This window comes from Gimesia maris (assembly GCF_008298035.1).
In the GTDB taxonomy this organism is placed as follows: domain Bacteria; phylum Planctomycetota; class Planctomycetia; order Planctomycetales; family Planctomycetaceae; genus Gimesia; species Gimesia maris.
The window spans coordinates 245320-265641 of record NZ_CP042910.1; the positions used below are offsets into that span (position 1 = coordinate 245320).

Genomic DNA, 20322 nt, shown 5'->3' on the forward strand with positions numbered 1-20322 from the left:
AATCAGTGCTATGAGTAAAACGCGATTTCTTCCATTGATAAAAGGAACGGCCAGTATGCATTGCTTGAGGAGATGGGGCGGGCTGATGGTTCTGCTGGCTTCGCTATTCAGTGGGCTGGCAGCAGCACGGGCGCAGGTGGAGTTGCCTGAGCTGACACCCGTTCGCTTTTCTGGTGACCAGAAAGAAGTCCGGCTGCCGGCTGACGTGGATGATCTGGTTGTCGCTGCTGGGGGACGCTACCTGATTCTGAAACTGGAAGCGATCCGGCACCTGATCGTGTTCGATACGGTCAAAGCGGAGATCATCAAGTATCTGCCCCTGCCTTCCAGGGGGTGCTTTTTCGCGGCCGGTGCCCGCTGTCTGGTGGTATTGTCGCCTGAGAAAAAGACGATCGAACGCTGGGACCTCACTACATTCAAGCGGGAGCAAGTGGTCCCCGTTCCCTTTCCTGAGAAAGTGGTCCAGATGGCGATGGGACATGCATCACCGGGACCGCTTGTATTTCTGGTTTCGGCGGGGACCAATAACCAGAGTTGCAAATTCATGGACCCGAATACGCTGCAGTTACTGGAGCTGCAGCAGTTCATTGAGCCTGAAAAAGCGGTTGAGGAGACAGATTCGCGTCGCAGTCGACTCATGTCACGACGGAGGGAAGAGCAGAGCATCCCGAAATATCTGAAATCGATTCACCCCTCTGCGAATGGCCAGCTTGTCGCGACCGATTACTGCATGATGATGGTGACCGGGACGAGTGTCGGTTATCGTTTAAATCGCAATTCCGGTCTGCCTGATGCAGCGGGCAATCTGTTATATGCACCCAAGTCTGTTTATTCTGTTGGTCAGGATCAGTCGAGCGTGTTAAGCGAGTGGGGAATTCCCTATCCCGCAGTTCAGCCGGGCCTGTTCTTTGTGTTACATACGCGCAACAGAAATATGAACGCGCCGCAGTCCGGGATCGTACTGCGGATCGCCAATTATCCCAAGTTGCTGTTTCCCCTCGGGAAGGTCAATACCGAATTAAGTATCAAAAGAGACGATTTTAAAGTACCGGAGGAAAAACGGTTTACATTTATTCCTGATGCGAAACTGCTGATCCAGGTTCCCAATGTTGCTGACAAGCTGATTCTTCACAAAGCGGATTTGGAAGCGATGCTGAAAAATTCGCAGGACGATTATGCTTATGTCACCTCGATCCCTCCCAATACGGCTGCCTTGGGACAAACCTACCAGCATCAGTTGACAGTGAATTCGAGCAGGAAAGTCAAGTTCGAGTTGACGAATGCTCCTGAGCAGATGACGATTTCCGATTCCGGCCTGATCTCGTGGAAGGTGCCGAATGAATTTTCCAGTCCGGTTGTACCGGTAGAGGTTCAGCTGGAGATGGAGTCGGCATTGAAAACGAAGTATGCGTTTTTAATTAACATCTCAAAGATCGTTGTAGATATGGCTCAGAACAAAGAGCTGGCAGCCGCAATGAGGGACAAAGCACGCCAGGAACGGATGCAGGAGTCGAATGACAAACGGCTTCAGTTGATGCTTGCGAAATTAAAAGAATCCGGTCCCCGGGCAAAACAGCTGGCAGAAAACAATGCACTTGGCTATCTGAGACGGCTGGAGGCAGACGAAAATCGAAAACAGAGTGCTCCTGTATTACGGACCTGGAGAGATGTCTCAGGCAATGAACTGGATGCGCAAATGCTTGAAGTCTTTGCAGGTAGAGTGAAACTGAAAAGTAATTCGTCGGGTGAGTATGATATCCCCCTGAATGAACTGAGTGCCGTTGATCAGAAATACATTCGGGAAATCACAGCGGCTGCACGCGAAGCACAGAAAAAAACGAAAGCTGCTGAGTCGCTGGCCTTTTCTCCCCATTTGCAGATGCGTCAGGTTTATGCCGGGCTGCAGAGAAGTTTGCAAGAGCTGCGAGGAAGATTTATCAGTGCCCGTTCGCGTTCCAGAGAAGGAGAGCCACTGTTGAGCTGGCGCGTCCAACTGCTGCGGTATAACGGGGGCGGCGACCTGTATAAACTCTTTCGTCACGATGAACCCTGGGACAGCGAATACAATAAACGCCTGATTCCGCTGATGCCCGCCTATTACCGCACGCCGAACTCCAAAGTGGACGAGGGGAAAACCAACCTGCAGGTTGTCAGCGGAGAACATTGCCTGTTTAAAGACAGTGGCTCGGTTGGACTGACCGAGGTCACAGATGAGCTGGGACAGACGGTAATGCTGGTAGAAGTACCCGATAAACTGGCGGTCGAGTGGACCAGGCCGGATGACTGGGAATTCACATCCGAGGCGGCAATCAAAGACCTGTTCGGGTTTCATCCGGACGGATTTTTTGCCTTGTTTGCGGATGGGGCTGTGAATTTCATCTCCAGCGAAAATTCATTGAGCGATATTTCCCGGGCGTTCAAACGCGATGACGGCGGAAAGGTAGAGTTGAAATGAACGTGCTTGATCAATCCAACGAAGAGCGGGCTGTTTCGAAGAGGGACTCTGGTTCCCTGGCTCTGATGAGATTTGACGGGGTGATGTCATGCGGTTGATTCCAATACGGTTATTCTGTTTTGTAACGGGCCTGGTCTGCTGCCTCGGTTCATCAGGGGGACAGGAGAAAGAGACGCCGTCGAAAACACGGATTCATGCCAGCCGCATTCAGGAAAATGTCGCGCGGATCTACCGCGAGATGCCCGGCCTGGAGCCATCAGCGTCGCGCAGCAGAATCACGGACGGAGAACCGGGGAAAGCGCACCTGGTGCCGGTGACACTGCCTTCGATTCTGCCCGCCCGCTTAAAGGAAGCGAAAACGACGGTGCAGCTGCCTTCCGAATTCAGTGATGTTGCCGAAGGGGGCGGCGGGCGGTTTCTGATTTTCTATCTGAAAAAACTCAATCAGCTGGCCGTATTTGATGTGTCCGCGGCCCGGATTATCAAATATCTGCCTCTCGATGCGGAAGATGTAGCGATTGCCGCCAGCGCGGACAAGCTGCTGGTTGTGGCGCGCGATAAAGGTTTTATCCGACGCTATGACCTGTTGACTTTCGAGCAGGAACTGACAAAGCCGTTACCGGAACCGGACATGTTCTACAGAATCGCAATGGGCTCTGCGTCGAATGGTCCCTTTCTGCTGTGTAGCGGAGAACAACTCCCTAAACAATGGGTGCTCTATGATCTGGCAACGCTGGAGCCCAATGGAATGCAGGTTGAAGCAGATCGCTTCGATGTCCGCGGGGGCCGCGAACTGCTGCTCCGTGCTTCAGCCAACGGGCGTCTGTTTACACTGCATGATCTGCATCATGCAGCAAGTATCGTGGTGGGCCAGAAATCGATCACGAAGCATTTCAATACCCATTCCGGCGGCTATCCCTTTCCCAGCGCGGACGGTAAAACCATTTATCTGAATGGGAAAGTTTACAACCGCGAAATGAAACCCCAGGCTTCGCCTTTCAAGTTACCAGGTATTCCAAGCAGTACCGGCGATTTCTTTCTGACGCGTGGCGATGACGCGAAGAGTTCTACTTTGCAGATCATGCAGCCAGGTAATCCCGAGCCTCTGGTATCCGTTCCTGACATTGGTGAGCCGACACAGGGGCCTTATTACGCGCTATGGAGAGGGCGTGAAAATGGTTACCGGTTGTATTTCGTGCCCGATGCTAAAATGCTGATCTTTCTGCCCCTTGATAATCGCCAGATTGAGCTCCACCGGTTCGATTTTGAACAGGCCTTGAAGAAGTCTGGTAAGGATTATCTGTTCCTGGCCAGTCGTCCTCCTTTAACCGTTGCGCGGGGAGCCACTTATACTTACCAGGTCAACGTGAACAGCAGTCCGGCAAAGGTGAAATACACAATGACTATCGGCCCGGAGGGGATGACCGTGAGCCCCGAAGGACTGGTGAAGTGGCAGGTCCCCCACGACTTTGCCGGAAAACAGACCGAAGTTGTGCTGACCATTTCCAATGAGGCAGGCAAGGAAGTTCTGCAGACCTGCAAATTAGGAATCGAGGGAGAGAATACTGCTCCCGAAACCGCGTCTAAAGAAGCAGTGACCTCTCCCGATGCAGATATCAGCACAGCGACGAACTCTACGGAAATGCCTGTTATTAAACCGGTTTCATTCAAGGAAGATCAGAAGCAGATCCAACTGCCGGCACCGATGACCGACCTGGTGGTGGGCGGGGGCGGACGCTATCTGATCATGTATTTAAAAAATCTGAAGCGGCTGGCAGTCTTTGACTGTTCCCAGGCAGCCATCGTGAAGTACCTCCCTGTCGATTCAGAAGATGTTCTGATCGCGGCCAGCGGATATCATCTGATCGTCCTGCTTCGCGATAAGATGTTAATCCAGCGCTGGAATTTAAAGACACTGCAGCGCGAATTGATGATCCCCGCGCCCACCACGGTTCCGGTGGGAGGGATGGTAATGGGCAGCGCTTCACAAGGACCTCTGGTGCTGATCTGTGATACGGGGCCGTCGTTCCTGTTTCTTGATCCGAATACCATGCAGCCGATCGAGCTGGAATTGATGCGCGGATCGGACAGGAACCGTGGTACCTATCGTGGCGTCGAGTCGCGTTATTTGAAATACGCGCATGCGTCGGCAAATGGTCGGGTGATTGCTGTCGGAGAGACGATTCTATTACTGAATGACATGACTTATGAGAGACGTCTCAGTCCCCGACTGTTCAGGTCTTCTGGAGTGAGGAAGGAAAAAGATTACGGGATGCGTCCCAATACAGATGGCAGTCTGATCTATGCTCCACTCGCGCTCTATTCAATAAATATGGCTCGAAAGGAGAGTCACCGACATGGGGAGAATCTGCTGATTCCCGCAACACAGCCCGGGTTCTGTGTTTCTGTCACCGGGCATTACAGCAGGAAGGGGAGTACCGGGGTGGCACTCTGCCTGGAAGGCGAATCGACACCGTTTGCTGAACTGAAACAGGTGGATGTTTCCCTGAATCGTCTGCCACCAGATCGCGTTTTCAGTTTCACAGGCATGGCTTATACCAAACGCTACACCCTGGTGCCTGATGCCCGTCTGCTGATCCAGATTCCCACAGGAGAAGACAGGCTGATACTCCACAAGGTCAATCCAGAGTTACTGCTGAAACAGTCTGACCACAATTATCTGTATGTGACTTCGGGCTCACTGTCTGAAGCGCACCTGGGAAAACCGTGGCAGCATCAGATCGAGGTGCAATCGAAGCAGGGCGGAGTGAAGTACCAGGTTTCCTATGGGCCCAAGGGTATGGTTGTTTCGCCCACGGGCCTGATCACCTGGACGCCGCCGGAGGACTTCGCCTCTCCTGAAGAGGGCACCGTTTTCAATGTCCAGGATCAGTCCGGGAAATCCATCATGCATTCAGTGAAGGTTTCGATACCGGGCGCAGCGGAGAATGCAGCCCGTCGTGCAGAGGAGCAATTGGCACAGTTCAAAGCCGTCAAAGAGGCTCAGGAACGTCAGGCCAAAGAACGTCGCAGCCAGGAAATGGAGAAGCAGAAACAGAGGCAGCTGCAAAAGCCGGCCCAGAGCAGGATGCGCAGAACTCCGACCAGGCAGCCTCGGGCAGTTACAACCGAGTATGCAGTCAAAGTCGGCCCGATTGCCAAGGCCAAGGCTGAAGCCAATGCGCGAGCCCAGTTGCAGCAACAGATCGAAAAGCTGAACCAGCAGAAGCTGAATCTGAGAACCCGGGCCTGGACAGACCAAAAAGGCAACCAGTTTGAAGCACAACTGACGCGTGTGTTTGCCGGGAATGGATATTTTAGTACCCCTGTTATGAAACGGGATCAAAGCAACCTCACCCTCAAGCTGCCTCTGAAAAAGTTAAGTACCGAAGATCGTAAATATGTGAATACGATCACCGGGTATCTGGCTGATAAACGCAAATTATTTGAAACAATTCAGACTGAAGAACATTCGCCGCGACTGAGTATGTCGCAAATTACATCTGGCCTGGAACCGTTTACCTTCAGAGGTTCGCATTTAGTTCCGCCTTACTCCGTTGACCCTGAAGGCAAACCCTTGCTCAGCTGGCGCGTGCAGATATTACCTGCGATCGGCGGCTACGATCTGTTTCAACTGTTTCACCACGATGAACCCTGGGACAGTCCGCATAACAGACAGCTGATTCCATTTATGCCCGATTTTTATCGCTCTCCCGATTCTAAAGCAGATACGGGAAAGGCGAACCTGCTGGGAGTTTCCGGTAAGCATAGTCTGTTCTCTACAGCTGAAGAAGATGAGAAGCCTGAGTTGAAAGATAGCCATAATAAGACGGCTTTACTGGTAGAAGTCCCAGACAGTCTGGCAGTCGAATGGACGAAGCCGGCTGACTGGGAGTTTATGGATCAGAATTCCATTAAATCTCTGTATGGTTTTCGTCCAGATGGTTTTTATGTCCTGTTTGCCGATGGCAAATCGGAGTTTATTTCCAGCAGCAACTCCCTGAGTACTCTGTCCCGGATGTTTACCTGTGATGACGGGCAGTCTTACGAATTAAAAAAATAACTGGATGAGGTACTTTCCGTGCGCGTTTTATTTTGTCTGATGCTGACTGTGTCCTTGATCCTGTTTTCGGGCAGCTTGCTGTCTGCGCAGGAATCGGTGACGTCGACGGTGTCCGTGCCATCAATTGAATTCAGGAAATATCAGGGTGGACATCAGGATCTGAAGCTGCCGGCTGAGATTACCGATGTGAGTCTGGCGGGGCAGGGACGTTATCTGCTGATTTACATGCAGTCATTGCGCAGGGTCAGCGTGTACGATGTGAATGAGGTCCGGATCATTAAAAATCTGGCGATGGCGACAGACGATGCGCTGATCGTCGGCGGGGCTGCAGAGATGCTTGTCGTGAATCGCTCTCAGAACCTGCTGGAACGCTGGTCACTGGGGACCTTTCAGCGGGAGGCTGTCAAACTGCTGCCAATCAGGGGCGAAGTCACACGCCTCAAACTGGGTTTTGACTCCTGCGGCCCGTTGAAACTGACCTGGAAGGAAGTCCGTTCCGATCTTACCCTGCGTGGCAATCCTGAGCGCTATTTTGACTTGCAGACCCTGGAAGAGGTCGCCGCTCCCGAGCCGCACCTGGTACAGAAATTATCCAAAGAAGAGCAGAAATTTAACAGTAAGATGGGAATCTGCAGTCATCCGGATTATGCCATTTCGTTACCGCTTCGACTGGATGACAAGAAACGATTTCCGACGGGTGAAGGAAACACCGAGCACGTGAGCATCTTCACCAGGAAGCCGGTGAAACAGCTGGGATACGCGGAAATCGCGTTTATGGAGCATCAGGATTACAGTCCGCTGGAACGACTGTTTACAGTCAGGAAACGGATCTATTTCATTCCGCAGGCAGACCAGGTTCTGTCGATCCCCTTTCCCAGTGATCGCCTGCATGTCTCCCGGTTGGCGCTGCGCAAACTGTTGGAAAAGGAACCGCCTTATTTAGTCGTGTCTTCCGTTCCCTCCAAAGTCTGCTGGCGTGGACAGGAGTGGCAGTATCAACTTCAGCTGGAATCCTCTGCAGACGATGTATCCGTCGAGTTGAGCGCGGCACCAGAGGGCATGCAGATTACCGAATCCGCAAAGCTGACCTGGCGTGTCCCCGAGGACCTCCAGGCTGATCAGGCGTTTGTGATTCTCACACTCACACCGCGCGGAGGGAAGGCGAAATTTCAAAAGTTCCCGCTGGAAGTACGGGATCGGTAATACAATGAGGAAACCGAATATGAATTCAGCAAAAGTGATGGCCTGCGTTTTTCTGCTGCTGTGGGCGGGAGTCCAGGAGACTTCAGTAGGGCAGTCAAAACCTGGTGAAGCGCACCTGGTTCCCGTACAACTGCCACCGCTGTCTGTCACAAAGTTTGAGGGGACAAAGATCACGGTGAAACTGCCTGCCCCTTATGTGAATGATGCCGTTGATGGCGGAGGAGGGCGGTATCTGATCTTTCAGTTGCAGGACAAAAAACAACTGGCGATTTTTGATGTGGTGGAAGCCCGGACTGTAAAAGTACTGGATGTGGGCTCGGATGATCTTGCTGTCGCTGCCGGCGCAGACAAGCTGGTAGTACTGCTCCGCGACCAGAATCAGATTGAACGGTACAGTCTGCAGACATTCGAAAAAGAACTGTCGGTTGCCCTGGCGCCCGGCGATCCGGTGTCGCGCATTACCATGGGGGCAGCTTCGAATGGGCCGATCCTGGTGGGGGCAGAAACAGGAGAGTCAGGGCACCCATATTTTCTGGATCTGCAAACGCTCCAGCCGAGTGCCATTCAGATGCCCGAGGAATCATGGGAATCTGTTGAAGGTCAGGACCTGCTGGTTAAGGCGTCTGCGAACGGGCGGATCTTTTGTCTGTCCCAGTCGGGGGTAGATCCCACATTCGGGACGATGGTCATTTCTGTTCAGAGAAATCAGGCGCGTGTCCTCTATTTCAAAGACCTGAAGGGATTCAAAAATGAGGATGGGGAATACCTGAATGTTGTGCTTCCCGGCCCGGAAGGGAAAGCGATTTACACGGAAAGAGGAACTCGCTTCCCGGACCTGTTTCTCCTGGACAAGGAAACGGATTATCGACCAATCCCTCACGGTATACCGGCGTTGCATGGGGATCTCTGTATGACGCTCGACTCGGGCAGTTCTGCGATTAATATTTATCGTACAGGTTCCTTACCCCTTCTGACCACGGTTCCGGATATCTGGACGAAAGACCGCTGGCCGGATTACAACGCAGGTTTGAAAACGGCGCACGCACGTCTGCGATATCTTCCGGATGCGCATCTGATTTCCTTTCTGCCGGAGAGTCGGGACGAAATCATTTTGCATCGTTTTGATATCGATGCGGCTCTGGGGCAAGCAGGAAACAAATACCTCTTTGTAACGAGCTTTCCAACGCGTGATGCGGAGCGGGGAGAGACCTATCAGTATCAGGTGAGATACAAATCCAACACACAGCCGGTCAAATATCAGGTGTTGAGAGGGCCCGCTGGAATGACCGTCACTCCTGAGGGCCTGGTCCAGTGGGATGTGCCGGAAAATTCTACGAGTGATATCGAAAGAATTCACCTGCTTTTGGAAGCGCCTTCGGGGCACAGGTTTCTGCAGGCGTTTGTGATCCATGTGGCATACAAACCGGGTGTGTTAGGTGAGCCGCCTGTAAAACCCGACCGAAAGTCCAGAGCCTCGCGCCGATAGGGAACGCGAGCATTTTGCATCGTATGATAGTATCAGTGAAGCACTTATTCTCTTATTGTTTTTCAACCTGCCAGAGTTGTCTCCGAGGTTTCGATGGTTATTAAATTCAAATGCAGTGGCTGCGGTAAAGGGTATAAAATCAGGGATGATCAAGCGGGAGAACAAATCGAGTGTCCCGAGTGTGACACCCTGATGATCGTTCCCCAGGCAGGCACTGATAGTTCATCAAACGTATTTCATCAGAGAACCTCTGCGGACTCCTGGGATAATAAAATAAGACAGCAGGGTGCAGGGTCCCTGAGGAACAGGAAATCAACAACGAGTGGAAACCGGAAGCTACTGCTGATTGGCGCGGGCATCTCCGGAGTCGTTGTGTTGCTGGGAGGACTCGTGTTTCTGCTGCTTCCGGGTGAAAATGCGGAGGATGTTTCTGGAGAGAACCTGGCGGCCGCCGCAAGTCCCACCTCGCAAGCGGAGCCCGCCCCTCCCGTAGTCGATATGATAGGAACAGCTCCTGCCCGCCCGCCCCAACCTCAAAGTGCAGCCGGAGTCGCGCCTGTGCAGGGAAATACCGCACCGGGGTTCGACCGGTACGCAGGGGGACAGGAGGAGATCAAACTGCCGGGAGTGATGAAAGATCTAGTGGCAGGCGGCGGCGGGCGCTTTCTGGTTCTCTATCTGAAACAACTGCGACAGATTGCCATTTATGACGCCAACGAAGTCAAGATTGTCAAAACCATTCCCCTTGAAACAGATGATGCGCTGATTGCTGCCGGGGCGGAAGATTTTGTGGTCGCCGATCGAACAGGAAAGAAGCTGGAACGCTGGTCCTTTGCCTCTTTGCAGAAAGAGGCAGAAACTCCTTTGCCTGACAACACGCAGTTAAAGCAAATGGCTCTGGGTTATGCATCGCAGGGACCATTGATGCTCTATCTGGAGAATGAAACGGACAAGCAGAATCAGTTTTTGCTGCTGTTCTGCGACCTGGAAACGCTGCAGGATGATCCTGCATACGATACCATCAGGCTGGCCGAGGTTTCAGCTCCGGACTTGCTGACATTCAGGGCATCGGGAGATGGAACTGTCTTTACACTCCATAATCCCAGGGACGGTGATTTCGAGGGGCTGTTTGCTGTCAATCGGAAACCCCTGTATTCAAAAATCTGGAAATTCGGGAAAAACCGTAACGGTGACACTTATGGTAATTACAATCTGCCGGACTGGAATGGATCGCTGATGCTGACAGAAAGTGGCCCTTATTCCCAGGCGTATCAATATCGAGGTTTTAAACGCGGGGGGAGAAGTGTGGTCCCCTCCACTCATGCCAATTTCTATGTTTCCCACCCGATGGAAAGCAATTCGGTGGATATCTTTCTCGCCGAATCCGGTGAGAAGATTGCTTCAACGGTTGTGGGTCCCCTGGGAAAACTGTCTGACGAGATCAGTCCCCGCGGGAATGCTGCTCAGGCTCGCAATTTAGATGATCTGATCTCACTGGAGAAGCGGGTTCATTATATTTACCAGGCGGATCAGATCGTGACGATTCCGTTTTCGGATGATGCACTGCGAATTGTCCCGTTTTCCCTGGTCGAAAATCTTGACAAAGCCAAAGAGGGTTATCTGTTTGCTTCTTCCGTTTCTCCCCAGTTATGCATCAGAGGATCTCAGCTGGACTACCAGTTGGAATTCAAATCCAGTTCGCCGTCAGTGACCATTGAGTTGAGTGCCGCACCAGAGGGCATGCAGCTGTCAGAGACCGGGCGGCTGACCTGGCAGGTGCCGGAAACGTTTGAAGATAATTATGTGTATGTGATAATCACCTTATATTCCGAGGATCAACAAATGGCGTTCCAGGTGTTCCAGCTTTTCGTCCAGGATGAGGCAAGAGGTTAACCGGTTCGCTTATGTGTTCTGTAGATGCATTTGACAATTCTGAATTCAGCTGTCATCTGTGTATGCTCTTCCTGTTTAGCAGATTATAGAATTGATGTGAGGCAGCCATGGCCATTGAATTTCAGTGCAAGCAATGCGGTAAGTCTTATCGGGTTACGGACGAGAAAAGTGGTTGGCGGGTGAAATGCAAAGCCTGCTCGGCGCTGATCATGATCCCTGTGCCTGCTAAAGAAGATCTGGAATTTCTGGATGTGCTCGAAGAGGAAGACCTGGAGGAGTATGAGGACATTTCCTACCTGGTGGATCGAAAGAAAAGCAGTCCTTTCGGAACGGAACAGAACGCTTCTCCAGAGAGTGACAGGACAGGGAAGTGGATTCTGCTCGGCGGTGGAACGCTTGTGGTATTGTTGTTGGTCGGCCTGGGTCTGTACCTGACCTTGCCCGCAGGTCAGGAAGTAGAGCAGGTTGCAGAAAGCGATCAACCTGCCTTTGAGCCGCCAGTAAAAAGCGAACCGGAAGCAGCGCCATCGGGGCCGATCTTGTCTAAACCCGACGAACCAAAATCAGTCGAACCCAAGCCGGTGACATCGAAGCCTGTCGAAGAACCAAAGCCAATGGTTCCCAGGCCTGTCGCGCCGAAGCAGGCAGAACCGAAGCTGGCAAAATCCAGGCCGGTTGAGCCCATGCCGGTGAAACCGAAGCCGGTCGCACCAAAGCCCGCAGAATCAAAACCAGCCAAACCAGAGCCGACTGCCATGCCGGTAGTGAAAGCTACTCCCAAAAAGCCTGAGGCACCCGCAGTGGTTAAGGCGGAACCGGTAGAGGAAATCGTGACACAGGAAACGATGTCACCTGAGCGATATCATAAAGTAGAAGATTCATTATCGAAAATCATGAATGCATTTCATAATTACTCTCAAACCCACAGGGGATTAGTGCCCGATCCCAAAATTTTCAAGCATTACTATGATGATCAGGGGCGTTTGAAGGTCAGCTGGCGCGTGCATCTGCTCCCCTTTCTGGAGGAAGAGTTGTTGTATCAGCGATTCAAGCTGGATGAAGCCTGGGACAGTCCGATCAATCAGGCGGCTGCCAAATACATGCCTGCAATCTATCGCTCTCCTGAAACACCCGCGGCTTCGAATCAGACTCGCTTTCGTGGATTTGAAGATCCGGAAAGTGTCGCACAGCCGGCAACTGCCGGGCGGGCGCGGGGCAGGGGGACAAGCTCTGTGGCCTCAATATTTACAGTCGGCTCAAGAGGAAGGATGAGGGATGTCATTGATGGGATTTCCAATACCGTCATGCTGATCGAAACGGGGCCCGATCAGGCCGTAGAATGGACGAAGCCGGGAGAATTGGATCTGGCTTCCGTATCCAAATCCATCGGCAAGACTCCGCTGGGTATTCCTACCGCCTTTATTGATGGAAGAATCCGTTTACTGAAATCGAGCATTGATGATGAGACCTGGCGGAGTGTCATTCATCCTGCCGATCGAGCCAAAGTCGATTTAGACAAGCTGTTGCTTAAGGTTCGCAGGCCGATAAAAGTGACGACTCCTGAAAACAATCTGGTTCAGTTGAAGAAAATTTCGTCTGGACTTTTGAGCTTCATCAATTCGCATCGTCGATTTCCCCCCGCCACTGAGCATGTGATCAAAGGGAAGGAGCTGTTAAGCTGGCGCGTGCACCTGCTGCCGTCCCTGGGGGCGCATACGTTGTATGCCCAGTTCAAGCTGGATGAGCCCTGGGACAGCCCGCATAATATCAAACTGCTGGAGCTGATGCCGGATGTTTATGAATGTGAAGGTGTGACGCAGCCCGGGCTGACTTCGATCATGAAGTTTGTCGGCCCCGGTACTCCCTTCCAGGTCGATAAACCAGGTCCCACGTACAGTCGCATCCCAGACGGCAGAAAGTACACAATCCTGTATGTCAAAGCAGGACCGGACAAAGCGGTTCCCTGGACGAAGCCGGAGGACCTGACCCTCGATCTGGAGAATCCTCACCAGTCACTGGGAACCATCAAGGGAGATCATTTTCAGGCCGGGATCGCGGATGGAACCGTACGCGAAATTAAAACAGACATCTCTGCTGAAAAATTAAAGAATCTGATCAATCATCAGGATGGGCAGGTCGTCGGTGATTTTTAATCTGTCTGCCATTGCTCCAGCGGAGATCAAAAACTGTTTCGTCGATCCGATGTCTGATCTGCCGGAGCGCTTTATGGATAAACCATCGTCTCTCTCAATTTTGAGTTCGATCTCAGTTTCAACAGCCTGATGATTACCATTGTAACCAGCTTTGCAGGCGGCCTGTACCAGATGCAAACAGACTGTTGAATCAATTCATATGTTTACTGGAACGTCAGTGATGTAATCCAGGCTGGTAATGCGTTCTCAGTTGCGTGAATCGAAAGCAATAAAACTTCCTAAGTTTAATGGTATCAATGACATAACAGTGGTCTGTATATCGGTGAGCGATCAAGATTGCGGGTATGTCAATGCGTTTTATGCATGGTTAGTATGTTGAAAATGCATTGGATGTATTAGATGCTCGTGTCCATAATAAAGAAGCAAGGTGGGATGATCTCACTTTGCACGTAATCCGCATCACTGTCCATTCCTGGAGAGACATGACCATGAAAACTCACATTAAGCGTTTCGTTTCGAGCTGTGCGATGTTCTGCATCGCAGGAGCCGCGTTTGCTCAGCAGCATCCGCCTCTGACGAAAGAGGCCGCTCAACAGGCTGACAAAAAACAGGACATCAGTAAATGCCCGGTGATGGGGGGCGCCAGTCATCCCTCACAGAGAGCTACTGCAGCCGGCAGCATGTCGAATGGAGACTGGTGGCCGAACCAGTTGAATCTGGATGTGTTGCATCAGAACTCGAAGAAGAGTAATCCGATGGGCGAAGATTTCGACTACGCCGCGGAGTTTCAGAAACTCGACCTGGCAGCCGTCAAGAAAGACATCAAAAAGTTGATGACATCCTCTCAGGACTGGTGGCCTGCGGACTACGGTCATTATGGTCCGCTGTTTATTCGCATGGCCTGGCATAGCGCGGGCACGTATCGCGTGACCGATGGTCGCGGCGGTGCTTCGGATGGTACACAACGCTTTGCACCCCTTAACAGCTGGCCCGACAATGCGAACCTGGACAAAGCCCGGCGATTGCTCTGGCCCATCAAACAGAAGTACGGTCGTAAAATATCCTGGGCTGACCTGATGGTTTTAACCGGAAACTGCGCACTGGAATCAATGGGATTCAAAACGTTTGGATTCGCCGGCGGTCGCGAAGATGTGTGGGAACCACAGAAGGATGTGTACTGGGGCCCGGAAAGTGAATGGCTGGGCGACAAACGCTACACGGGGGATCGGGAGTTGGAGAACCCGCTCGCCGCCGTACAGATGGGTTTGATTTACGTCAATCCGGAAGGACCGAACGGCAAGCCTGATCCACTGGCAGCAGCCCGCGACATTCGTGATACCTTCGGTCGGATGGCAATGAATGATGAAGAGACGGTCGCGTTGATCGCCGGCGGACATACATTCGGAAAAGCGCACGGCGCTGCCACTCCCAAAGGCAACGTGGGTCCCGAACCGGAAGGGGCGAGCCTCGCAGAACAGGGATTAGGCTGGAAGAACAAATATAAAAAAGGGAACGCAGGCGATACAATCACCAGCGGTCTGGAAGGTGCCTGGACCTCCACGCCGACCCAATGGTCGAACGGTTACTTCGATAACCTGTTCGGGTATGAGTGGGAACTGGTGAAAAGTCCCGCCGGTGCCTGGCAGTGGACTCCCAAAGAAGAGTCTGCCAAGGGAACCGTTCCTGACGCACACGATCCGGAAAAATCCCATGCACCGATGATGTTCACGACCGACCTGGCGCTCAAGATGGATCCTGCGTACGGCAAGATTTCCAAACGCTTCCATGAAAACCCCGATGAGTTTGCCGCTGCCTTCGCGAAAGCCTGGTACAAACTGACTCACCGCGATATGGGACCTGTGTCCCGCTGCCTGGGACCCGAGGTGCCAGCCGCTCAGTTGTGGCAGGATCCGGTGCCCGCCGTCGATCATAAACTGATCGACAAGCAGGATATCGCTGAACTGAAAGCCAAAGTGCTGGCTTCGGAATTAACGGTTCCCGAACTGGTTTCAACAGCCTGGGCGTCGGCTTCGACCTTCCGTGGCTCCGATAACCGTGGTGGTGCCAACGGTGCCCGCGTTCGTCTGGCTCCGCAGAAAGACTGGAAAGCCAACGATCCGGCTCAACTGGCAAAAGTGCTTAAGACGCTGGAGCAGATTCAGTCCGAATTCAACAGTGAGCGGACCGATGGGAAAAAAGTATCTCTGGCAGACCTGATCGTGCTGGCGGGTTCCGCTGCTGTCGAAGAAGCGGCGAAAAAAGCCGGGCATGAAGTGCAAGTGCCCTTCACACCGGGACGTACCGATGCGACTGACGAAATGACAGACGTGGAAGCATTCGCTGTGCTGGAACCCAAGGCGGATGGATTCCGTAACTACCAGGATCACGGTCATGTTTACGACCGACCCGCGGCGGAGATGCTCGTGGATCGTGCCAATCTGTTGACGCTGACAGCACCCGAGATGACGGTTCTGGTTGGTGGCATGCGGGCGTTGAATGCCAACGCGGCTAATTCTTCGCTGGGTGTGTTCACAAATCAGCCGGGTACGTTGACGAATGACTTCTTCGTGAACCTGCTCGACATGAATACCAAATGGGACAAGTCCAAAATGTGCGAGCACTTTTATGAAGGACGCGACCGCAAGACGGATCAGGTCAAGTGGATGGCCAGTTCGGTTGATCTGGTTTTTGGCTCGAATTCACAGTTACGTGCCATCGCGGAAGTGTATGGCAGTGAAGACGCTGAGCAGAAGTTCGTCAACGATTTCGTAGCCGCCTGGACGAAGGTCATGAACCTGGACCGATTTGATCTGGACCGGTCACAGCAGAAAGCAGCAAAAGCGGTGGCCGTCGGCCAGCGCTGAAAAAGGAAGCAGGCCTTGCTTACATCGTTTGATGTGAGTCCCTGAAGTTGCGGAGGAGGGGCAGAGTGATGAATCGTAAGTGATTGCACTCTGTCCCTTTTTTCGTTCCCCGCAGTATCTCGCCGATTCTGCTGAAGCGGCCGGTTCAGTTTGGATGATTGCTGTTTACCGGCAGGGCGGCTTTGATTTCCTTTGCGACCTGTTGTGCGAGTTTGTCGGAGCCTGCTTGTTTAAAATGCACATTTCCCGGGCCGGCCCAGTGGGGCGCGTCGAATTCGGAAGCGAGTTGGTGCAGATCGTTGATTTTGATGCCGTGCTGTTTCATGATCTTTGTTGCGACCTCGTTATACTTTAAGTCGTCGCCGACGACGCGGCCTGCTTCTCCTTCCGGGACCGGAGTGGTGGTGGCCCAGATCAGTGTGGCTCCCGTTTTTTCGAGTTGCTTCACCAGTGCTTCCAGATTTTTCTCGTACTGCGCGAGTGGCACGGAAATCGTGCCGTTGACTTTGTCGCGGTGTCCCTGGGTTTTTGAGTCGGGGTGCCGATAGCAGAGGTCGTGCAGACCCCAGTTGAAATGAATCACGTCCCAGTCGGTCTTTCCCAGCCAGCGCTCAAGATTCTGCAGCCCCCGTTTCGTATCGCCGCAATTGGCTTTCACGCGTTCTACGTTCGCCACGTCTTTAAGCAGTTCGATGGTTGGTTTGGTATAGCCGATGGAAATCGAGTCGCCGATGATCAGAACGTGTGGTAGATCAGCCTCTTTTCTGTTGCTCTGTGTTGAGCCTTGGTTGTCCTGTGCTGTACTGGTGGAAGCCACACACAACATCATGAGGAGTGTTGTAAGAAATCTGAAAGCGTGCTTCAGCCGAGTCATGTCTCTTTTCCTGCCGGTGATGAATTATGAAACGATTTCATTCAGTATCAGCATAGAACACACCGGGGTCAAGCAGGAGAGAAATGAATTGTCATCCAGTGAAACAAGTCGTAGTTGTTTTTATAAAGAGTAAAAAAAGCGTTCCGGCCAAAAACGACCGAAACGCCAGTGCTTAAAGCAATGTGACGAGACTTGGATATCTCGTTCAACATAGATCAGTATTCGCCAATTACCTCTCCGTCGGACATGTTGCCCAGGAACTTATAGGTTTCGCGGTTGACGTTTTCTGAGATGAACCGGACGGCACCATCACAAAACAGAAAATGTGCGCCGCCCACGTGACGGCTGCTGGCGCTGGCCTGGTTTGTACCATTGGGAATGAACGCGTCCGAGTCGTTGGTGCGGAGCAGGGTTGCGTACTTTTCGCCGTCGTAAGGACGACCGGCCCAGACGGAACCTTTGCTGAGTGATCCGCCCGGATCATCGTCTTTAATGGAAATTCCATCCCACATCCGTTCGCCCGACGCCATCGTGTTGCTGGTTCCATCGGTGATGTCGCGCATCCGTGTGCTACTGTTATAATTGAAAATGCCGCGTTCGTCTGCGTCATCACTGCGGTCGTACCACTCGTCATCATCAACGCCTTTACTGCCGCTGACGCCGGGATAGTTCGACTTGCCGAGCCCGACACCATCTTCATTATTGGTGAATCCGACGTAGGTATTGATGCCACCACTGGCATCGGAGGGGCAGACCAGTATAGGAACGACCGTCTGAATCAGACTGCCGGCAGCGCTTGTGGGAAAATTCGCTCCGTTGGGAGTCAGTTGATTATAGAGCGGTGCCTGATCGATATAAGGGAGGAGGAAGGTGTTCCAGCCCCAGTTACCCAGATCGGGGTCGGGGTCGCCTGAACCGTCGTCAAACATCAGGACGCCTGGCGGTAAGACACTGTGAGTGTCGTGGTAGTTGTGCAGTGCGATACCAATCTGTTTAAGATTGTTCTTGCAGGTGGAACGGCGCGCCGCTTCACGCGCCTGCTGGACGGCGGGTAGCAGCAACGCAATCAGAATTGCAATGATCGCAATAACGACCAGCAATTCGATGAGCGTGAAGCCTCGTTTGCGGGTTAAACTTATCTGTTGCATTCGAAAACCTTTCTTCTGTAAACGATATGTCGTTTATCAAATGATGAGTTAAAGTTGAGAATTCAGCGAGCAATATGAATTTCTTTACTTCAGTGATTGGCCCTGCTTTTCAGTAGTGGTATTGCTGACGACTTCGAACAACGCGGTCGTACCGCTGATTTCATAGGAGACAGCGAGTAACGGTTTTCCTGTCGGACTCACGTCGGCAGGAATGAACGTCAGGCCTTCGGGCCCCAGGTCGCCTGCCTCTGGTTTCTTCGTCGATTTGTCGAAGTCGCGCGTGATGACATAGTCGCAGAAGACCGGCTGTTTCGGATTGGTGAGGTCGTAGACCATGATGCCGCTGTGTCGTTCCATGCCGATAAAAGCCACGGGACGACCTTCGATCATTCCCACAACCAGCCCTTCGGGCTCCGGCCCTTTATTGTCGCTGCGGTCATCGAGATCGTTTGACTCGTGATCGGCATTGAACGACTTGGGAAAACGATTCGCGATGATGCGTTCGAATTCGTTGCCGTTGTTATAGACCAGCTGGCCATCCGCACTGCGGATGGAGAATGACCTTCCGCCAAAACAATAAAGTTCTTCGTAGAGTCCATCACCGTCGGCATCACCGTTGGATGATGTCACCATCAGCCGCCCGAGTGCTTTAGGAGATTGCAGTTCTTTTGCGTTGGGGAACTTTTTCGGGTCAAGTTTCAGATCACCCACCCGGGCTTTCTCACTGAAGCCGTCGAAGTCGCGGTGGTCCCCTTCATCAGCAGTAATAACGTACGCCGTACCGTCGATCTCAAAGGAGTAGATGGCATCGGGCTGGTACATCCCTTTGACTGGCCAGGTGCGAAGCTGAATCTTCTTGTCTTTGTTGCTGGCATCAAAGGCATTTTCGGGAAGCGAATGATCTTTGAACCCCAGCGGCACGAGATCGACGAGTTTACTTGTTTCGAGATCGATGATCGCAAATGCATTCGCCTCCTGCAGCGACACCCATGCGGTTTTGGAATCGGGGGAGACTGCGATGTATTCCGGCTCGAAATCCTGGGCCGGCGTCGCATTCTTTCCGAAGACACGCACGCCAGATGGCAGTTTAGACTTGTCATTATAAGCTGTGAAATCAATGTGAACGACGGAGGCATCGGTTACCGCTGCCACACCATCTTTCAGATCGATGAGCGAGACGCTGCCTTCCGGATTTCGCGTATAATCTTTTGTCGCCTCTCCTTCATTGGCAGTAATCAGCCAGTGCCCATCCGGTGAAATGGTGAGCATGTCCGGTTCGGGGCCAACGTGAACGGTTTTCAGCACTTCACCTGCGGGTGAGAGAAAAACAACCAGGCCCGGCTCCTGCTTTGGATCGGATGAAAGGGCGGCGGCGATCACACCTCCTTTCGCCGTGATCGAGTTTGGTTTGGATCCCAACTCTGCCAGGTCAACCGACTTGAACAACTGCGGTTCGGACGGGTTGGTAATGTCAAGAATATCGACGGCGACCCGCTCTCCGTCTACAACAAAGAGTCGTTTCGACTCCGTGTCGAAGGCGCAGATTTCCGCCGTCGATTTTTTCCTTGTACCGTGACGATAGCGTCCGAGAAACTTCAGGCCGACAGCTTTGGACGCTGCGGGTGGTTCCGGAAGGGGCTCGGCAATCTCACCAGTTCCTCCACTGGGGGGCTGACTGTTGATCGCGGTCACCTCATTGCCTGCGGTATCGGAACAGCCGGAGACTGTGAGGCAGCACACGCTGAGAATCATTCCAACGAAAATGGGGAGGATGTGCGAACGCGGCTTCACTGCAGACTGTGGTGAGGTGTTAGTCATGATGTATTTCTTAAACAGGTGCGGTGTCAAAATCAGATGCAGGTGCGACGAACTGGCGCTAGATGGTCAAATGCATGGGTCTGAATCTAGCAAGAGTACATGAAGAAATTGAGAAGATGTTATTAATGTTTGAGATGTGCTCCGATTGGTCTGCATCTGTTTGCCGTCAGAAACAAAGAGGTCTTAAGCGAGCAGCCTCTATACAGGATGATTTCAAGGAGATATTGAATTACGTTTGCTGTCTGACGAAAATAAAATGAGAAGCATCAAAAATAACGAATGGTTAATAAATGATGAATATTTACGAAAGATATTGTGAAGACGTTCTGTCTCAGTTCTGCATGCCGTTCTGAGGCGTCTCTCTC

General features: G+C 52.3%; 10 protein-coding genes. 7 read left to right on the forward strand and 3 right to left on the reverse strand.

What is annotated here, in order from left to right:
* Positions 1-55 precede the first annotated feature (55 nt).
* From GmarT_RS00935 to katG, 7 genes are all read left to right on the forward strand, one after another.
* Complete coding sequence (locus GmarT_RS00935) at positions 56-2455, forward strand: SHD1 domain-containing protein (protein WP_157158996.1); 2400 nt, start codon at positions 56-58, stop codon at positions 2453-2455.
* An 88-nt stretch (positions 2456-2543) separates the two neighbouring features.
* A complete protein-coding gene (locus GmarT_RS00940; RefSeq protein ID WP_002648990.1) occupies positions 2544-6518 on the forward strand; it encodes a cell envelope integrity TolA family protein in 3975 nt (1324 codons plus the stop codon).
* 18 nt (positions 6519-6536) lie between these two features.
* On the forward strand, positions 6537-7721 hold the full coding sequence (locus tag GmarT_RS00945; RefSeq protein WP_149302386.1) for a hypothetical protein: 1185 nt from the start codon (positions 6537-6539) through the stop codon (positions 7719-7721).
* Positions 7722-7740: 19 nt separating this feature from the next.
* Positions 7741-9207, forward strand: a complete 1467-nt coding sequence (locus GmarT_RS00950) for a hypothetical protein (protein WP_002648988.1) — start codon at positions 7741-7743, stop codon at positions 9205-9207.
* Between the two features lie 390 nt (positions 9208-9597).
* Entirely contained in the window at positions 9598-11100 is a 1503-nt protein-coding gene (locus GmarT_RS00955) for a hypothetical protein (RefSeq protein WP_149302387.1), read from the forward strand.
* A gap of 107 nt (positions 11101-11207) precedes the next feature.
* On the forward strand, positions 11208-13253 hold the full coding sequence (locus GmarT_RS00960) for a DUF1559 family PulG-like putative transporter (protein ID WP_044240066.1): 2046 nt from the start codon (positions 11208-11210) through the stop codon (positions 13251-13253).
* 488 nt (positions 13254-13741) lie between these two features.
* Complete coding sequence (gene katG / locus GmarT_RS00965; RefSeq protein WP_002648984.1) at positions 13742-16117, forward strand: catalase/peroxidase HPI; 2376 nt, start codon at positions 13742-13744, stop codon at positions 16115-16117.
* 145 nt (positions 16118-16262) lie between these two features.
* Here the strand turns inward: katG and GmarT_RS00970 are convergent, their stop codons facing one another.
* The 3 genes from GmarT_RS00970 to GmarT_RS00980 all read right to left on the reverse strand — a co-directional run bounded on the left by GmarT_RS00970 (position 16263) and on the right by GmarT_RS00980 (position 19957).
* Positions 16263-16991, reverse strand: coding sequence for an SGNH/GDSL hydrolase family protein (locus tag GmarT_RS00970; protein ID WP_002648983.1), 729 nt, complete (start codon positions 16989-16991; stop codon positions 16263-16265).
* A gap of 215 nt (positions 16992-17206) precedes the next feature.
* Positions 17207-18139 carry a DUF1559 domain-containing protein gene (locus GmarT_RS00975; RefSeq protein WP_002648982.1) on the reverse strand — a complete coding sequence of 311 codons (933 nt, stop codon included), beginning with the start codon at positions 18137-18139 and terminating at the stop codon, positions 17207-17209.
* Positions 18140-18223: 84 nt separating this feature from the next.
* A complete protein-coding gene (locus GmarT_RS00980; protein WP_002648981.1) occupies positions 18224-19957 on the reverse strand; it encodes a choice-of-anchor I family protein in 1734 nt (577 codons plus the stop codon).
* Positions 19958-20322 lie beyond the last annotated feature (365 nt).

What these genes read in the sequence shown, in the direction of transcription:
- GmarT_RS00935 (WP_157158996.1), top strand. Translation starts at nt 56, where the DNA reads ATGCATTGCTTGAGGAGATGGGGCGGGCTGATGGTTCTGCTGGCTTCG.
- GmarT_RS00940 (WP_002648990.1), top strand. Translation starts at nt 2,544, where the DNA reads ATGCGGTTGATTCCAATACGGTTATTCTGTTTTGTAACGGGCCTGGTC.
- GmarT_RS00950 (WP_002648988.1), top strand. Translation starts at nt 7,741, where the DNA reads ATGAATTCAGCAAAAGTGATGGCCTGCGTTTTTCTGCTGCTGTGGGCG.
- GmarT_RS00960 (WP_044240066.1), top strand. Translation starts at nt 11,208, where the DNA reads ATGGCCATTGAATTTCAGTGCAAGCAATGCGGTAAGTCTTATCGGGTT.
- katG (WP_002648984.1), top strand. Translation starts at nt 13,742, where the DNA reads ATGAAAACTCACATTAAGCGTTTCGTTTCGAGCTGTGCGATGTTCTGC.
- GmarT_RS00970 (WP_002648983.1), bottom strand. Translation starts at nt 16,991, where the DNA reads ATGACTCGGCTGAAGCACGCTTTCAGATTTCTTACAACACTCCTCATG.
- GmarT_RS00975 (WP_002648982.1), bottom strand. Translation starts at nt 18,139, where the DNA reads ATGCAACAGATAAGTTTAACCCGCAAACGAGGCTTCACGCTCATCGAA.
- GmarT_RS00980 (WP_002648981.1), bottom strand. Translation starts at nt 19,957, where the DNA reads ATGACTAACACCTCACCACAGTCTGCAGTGAAGCCGCGTTCGCACATC.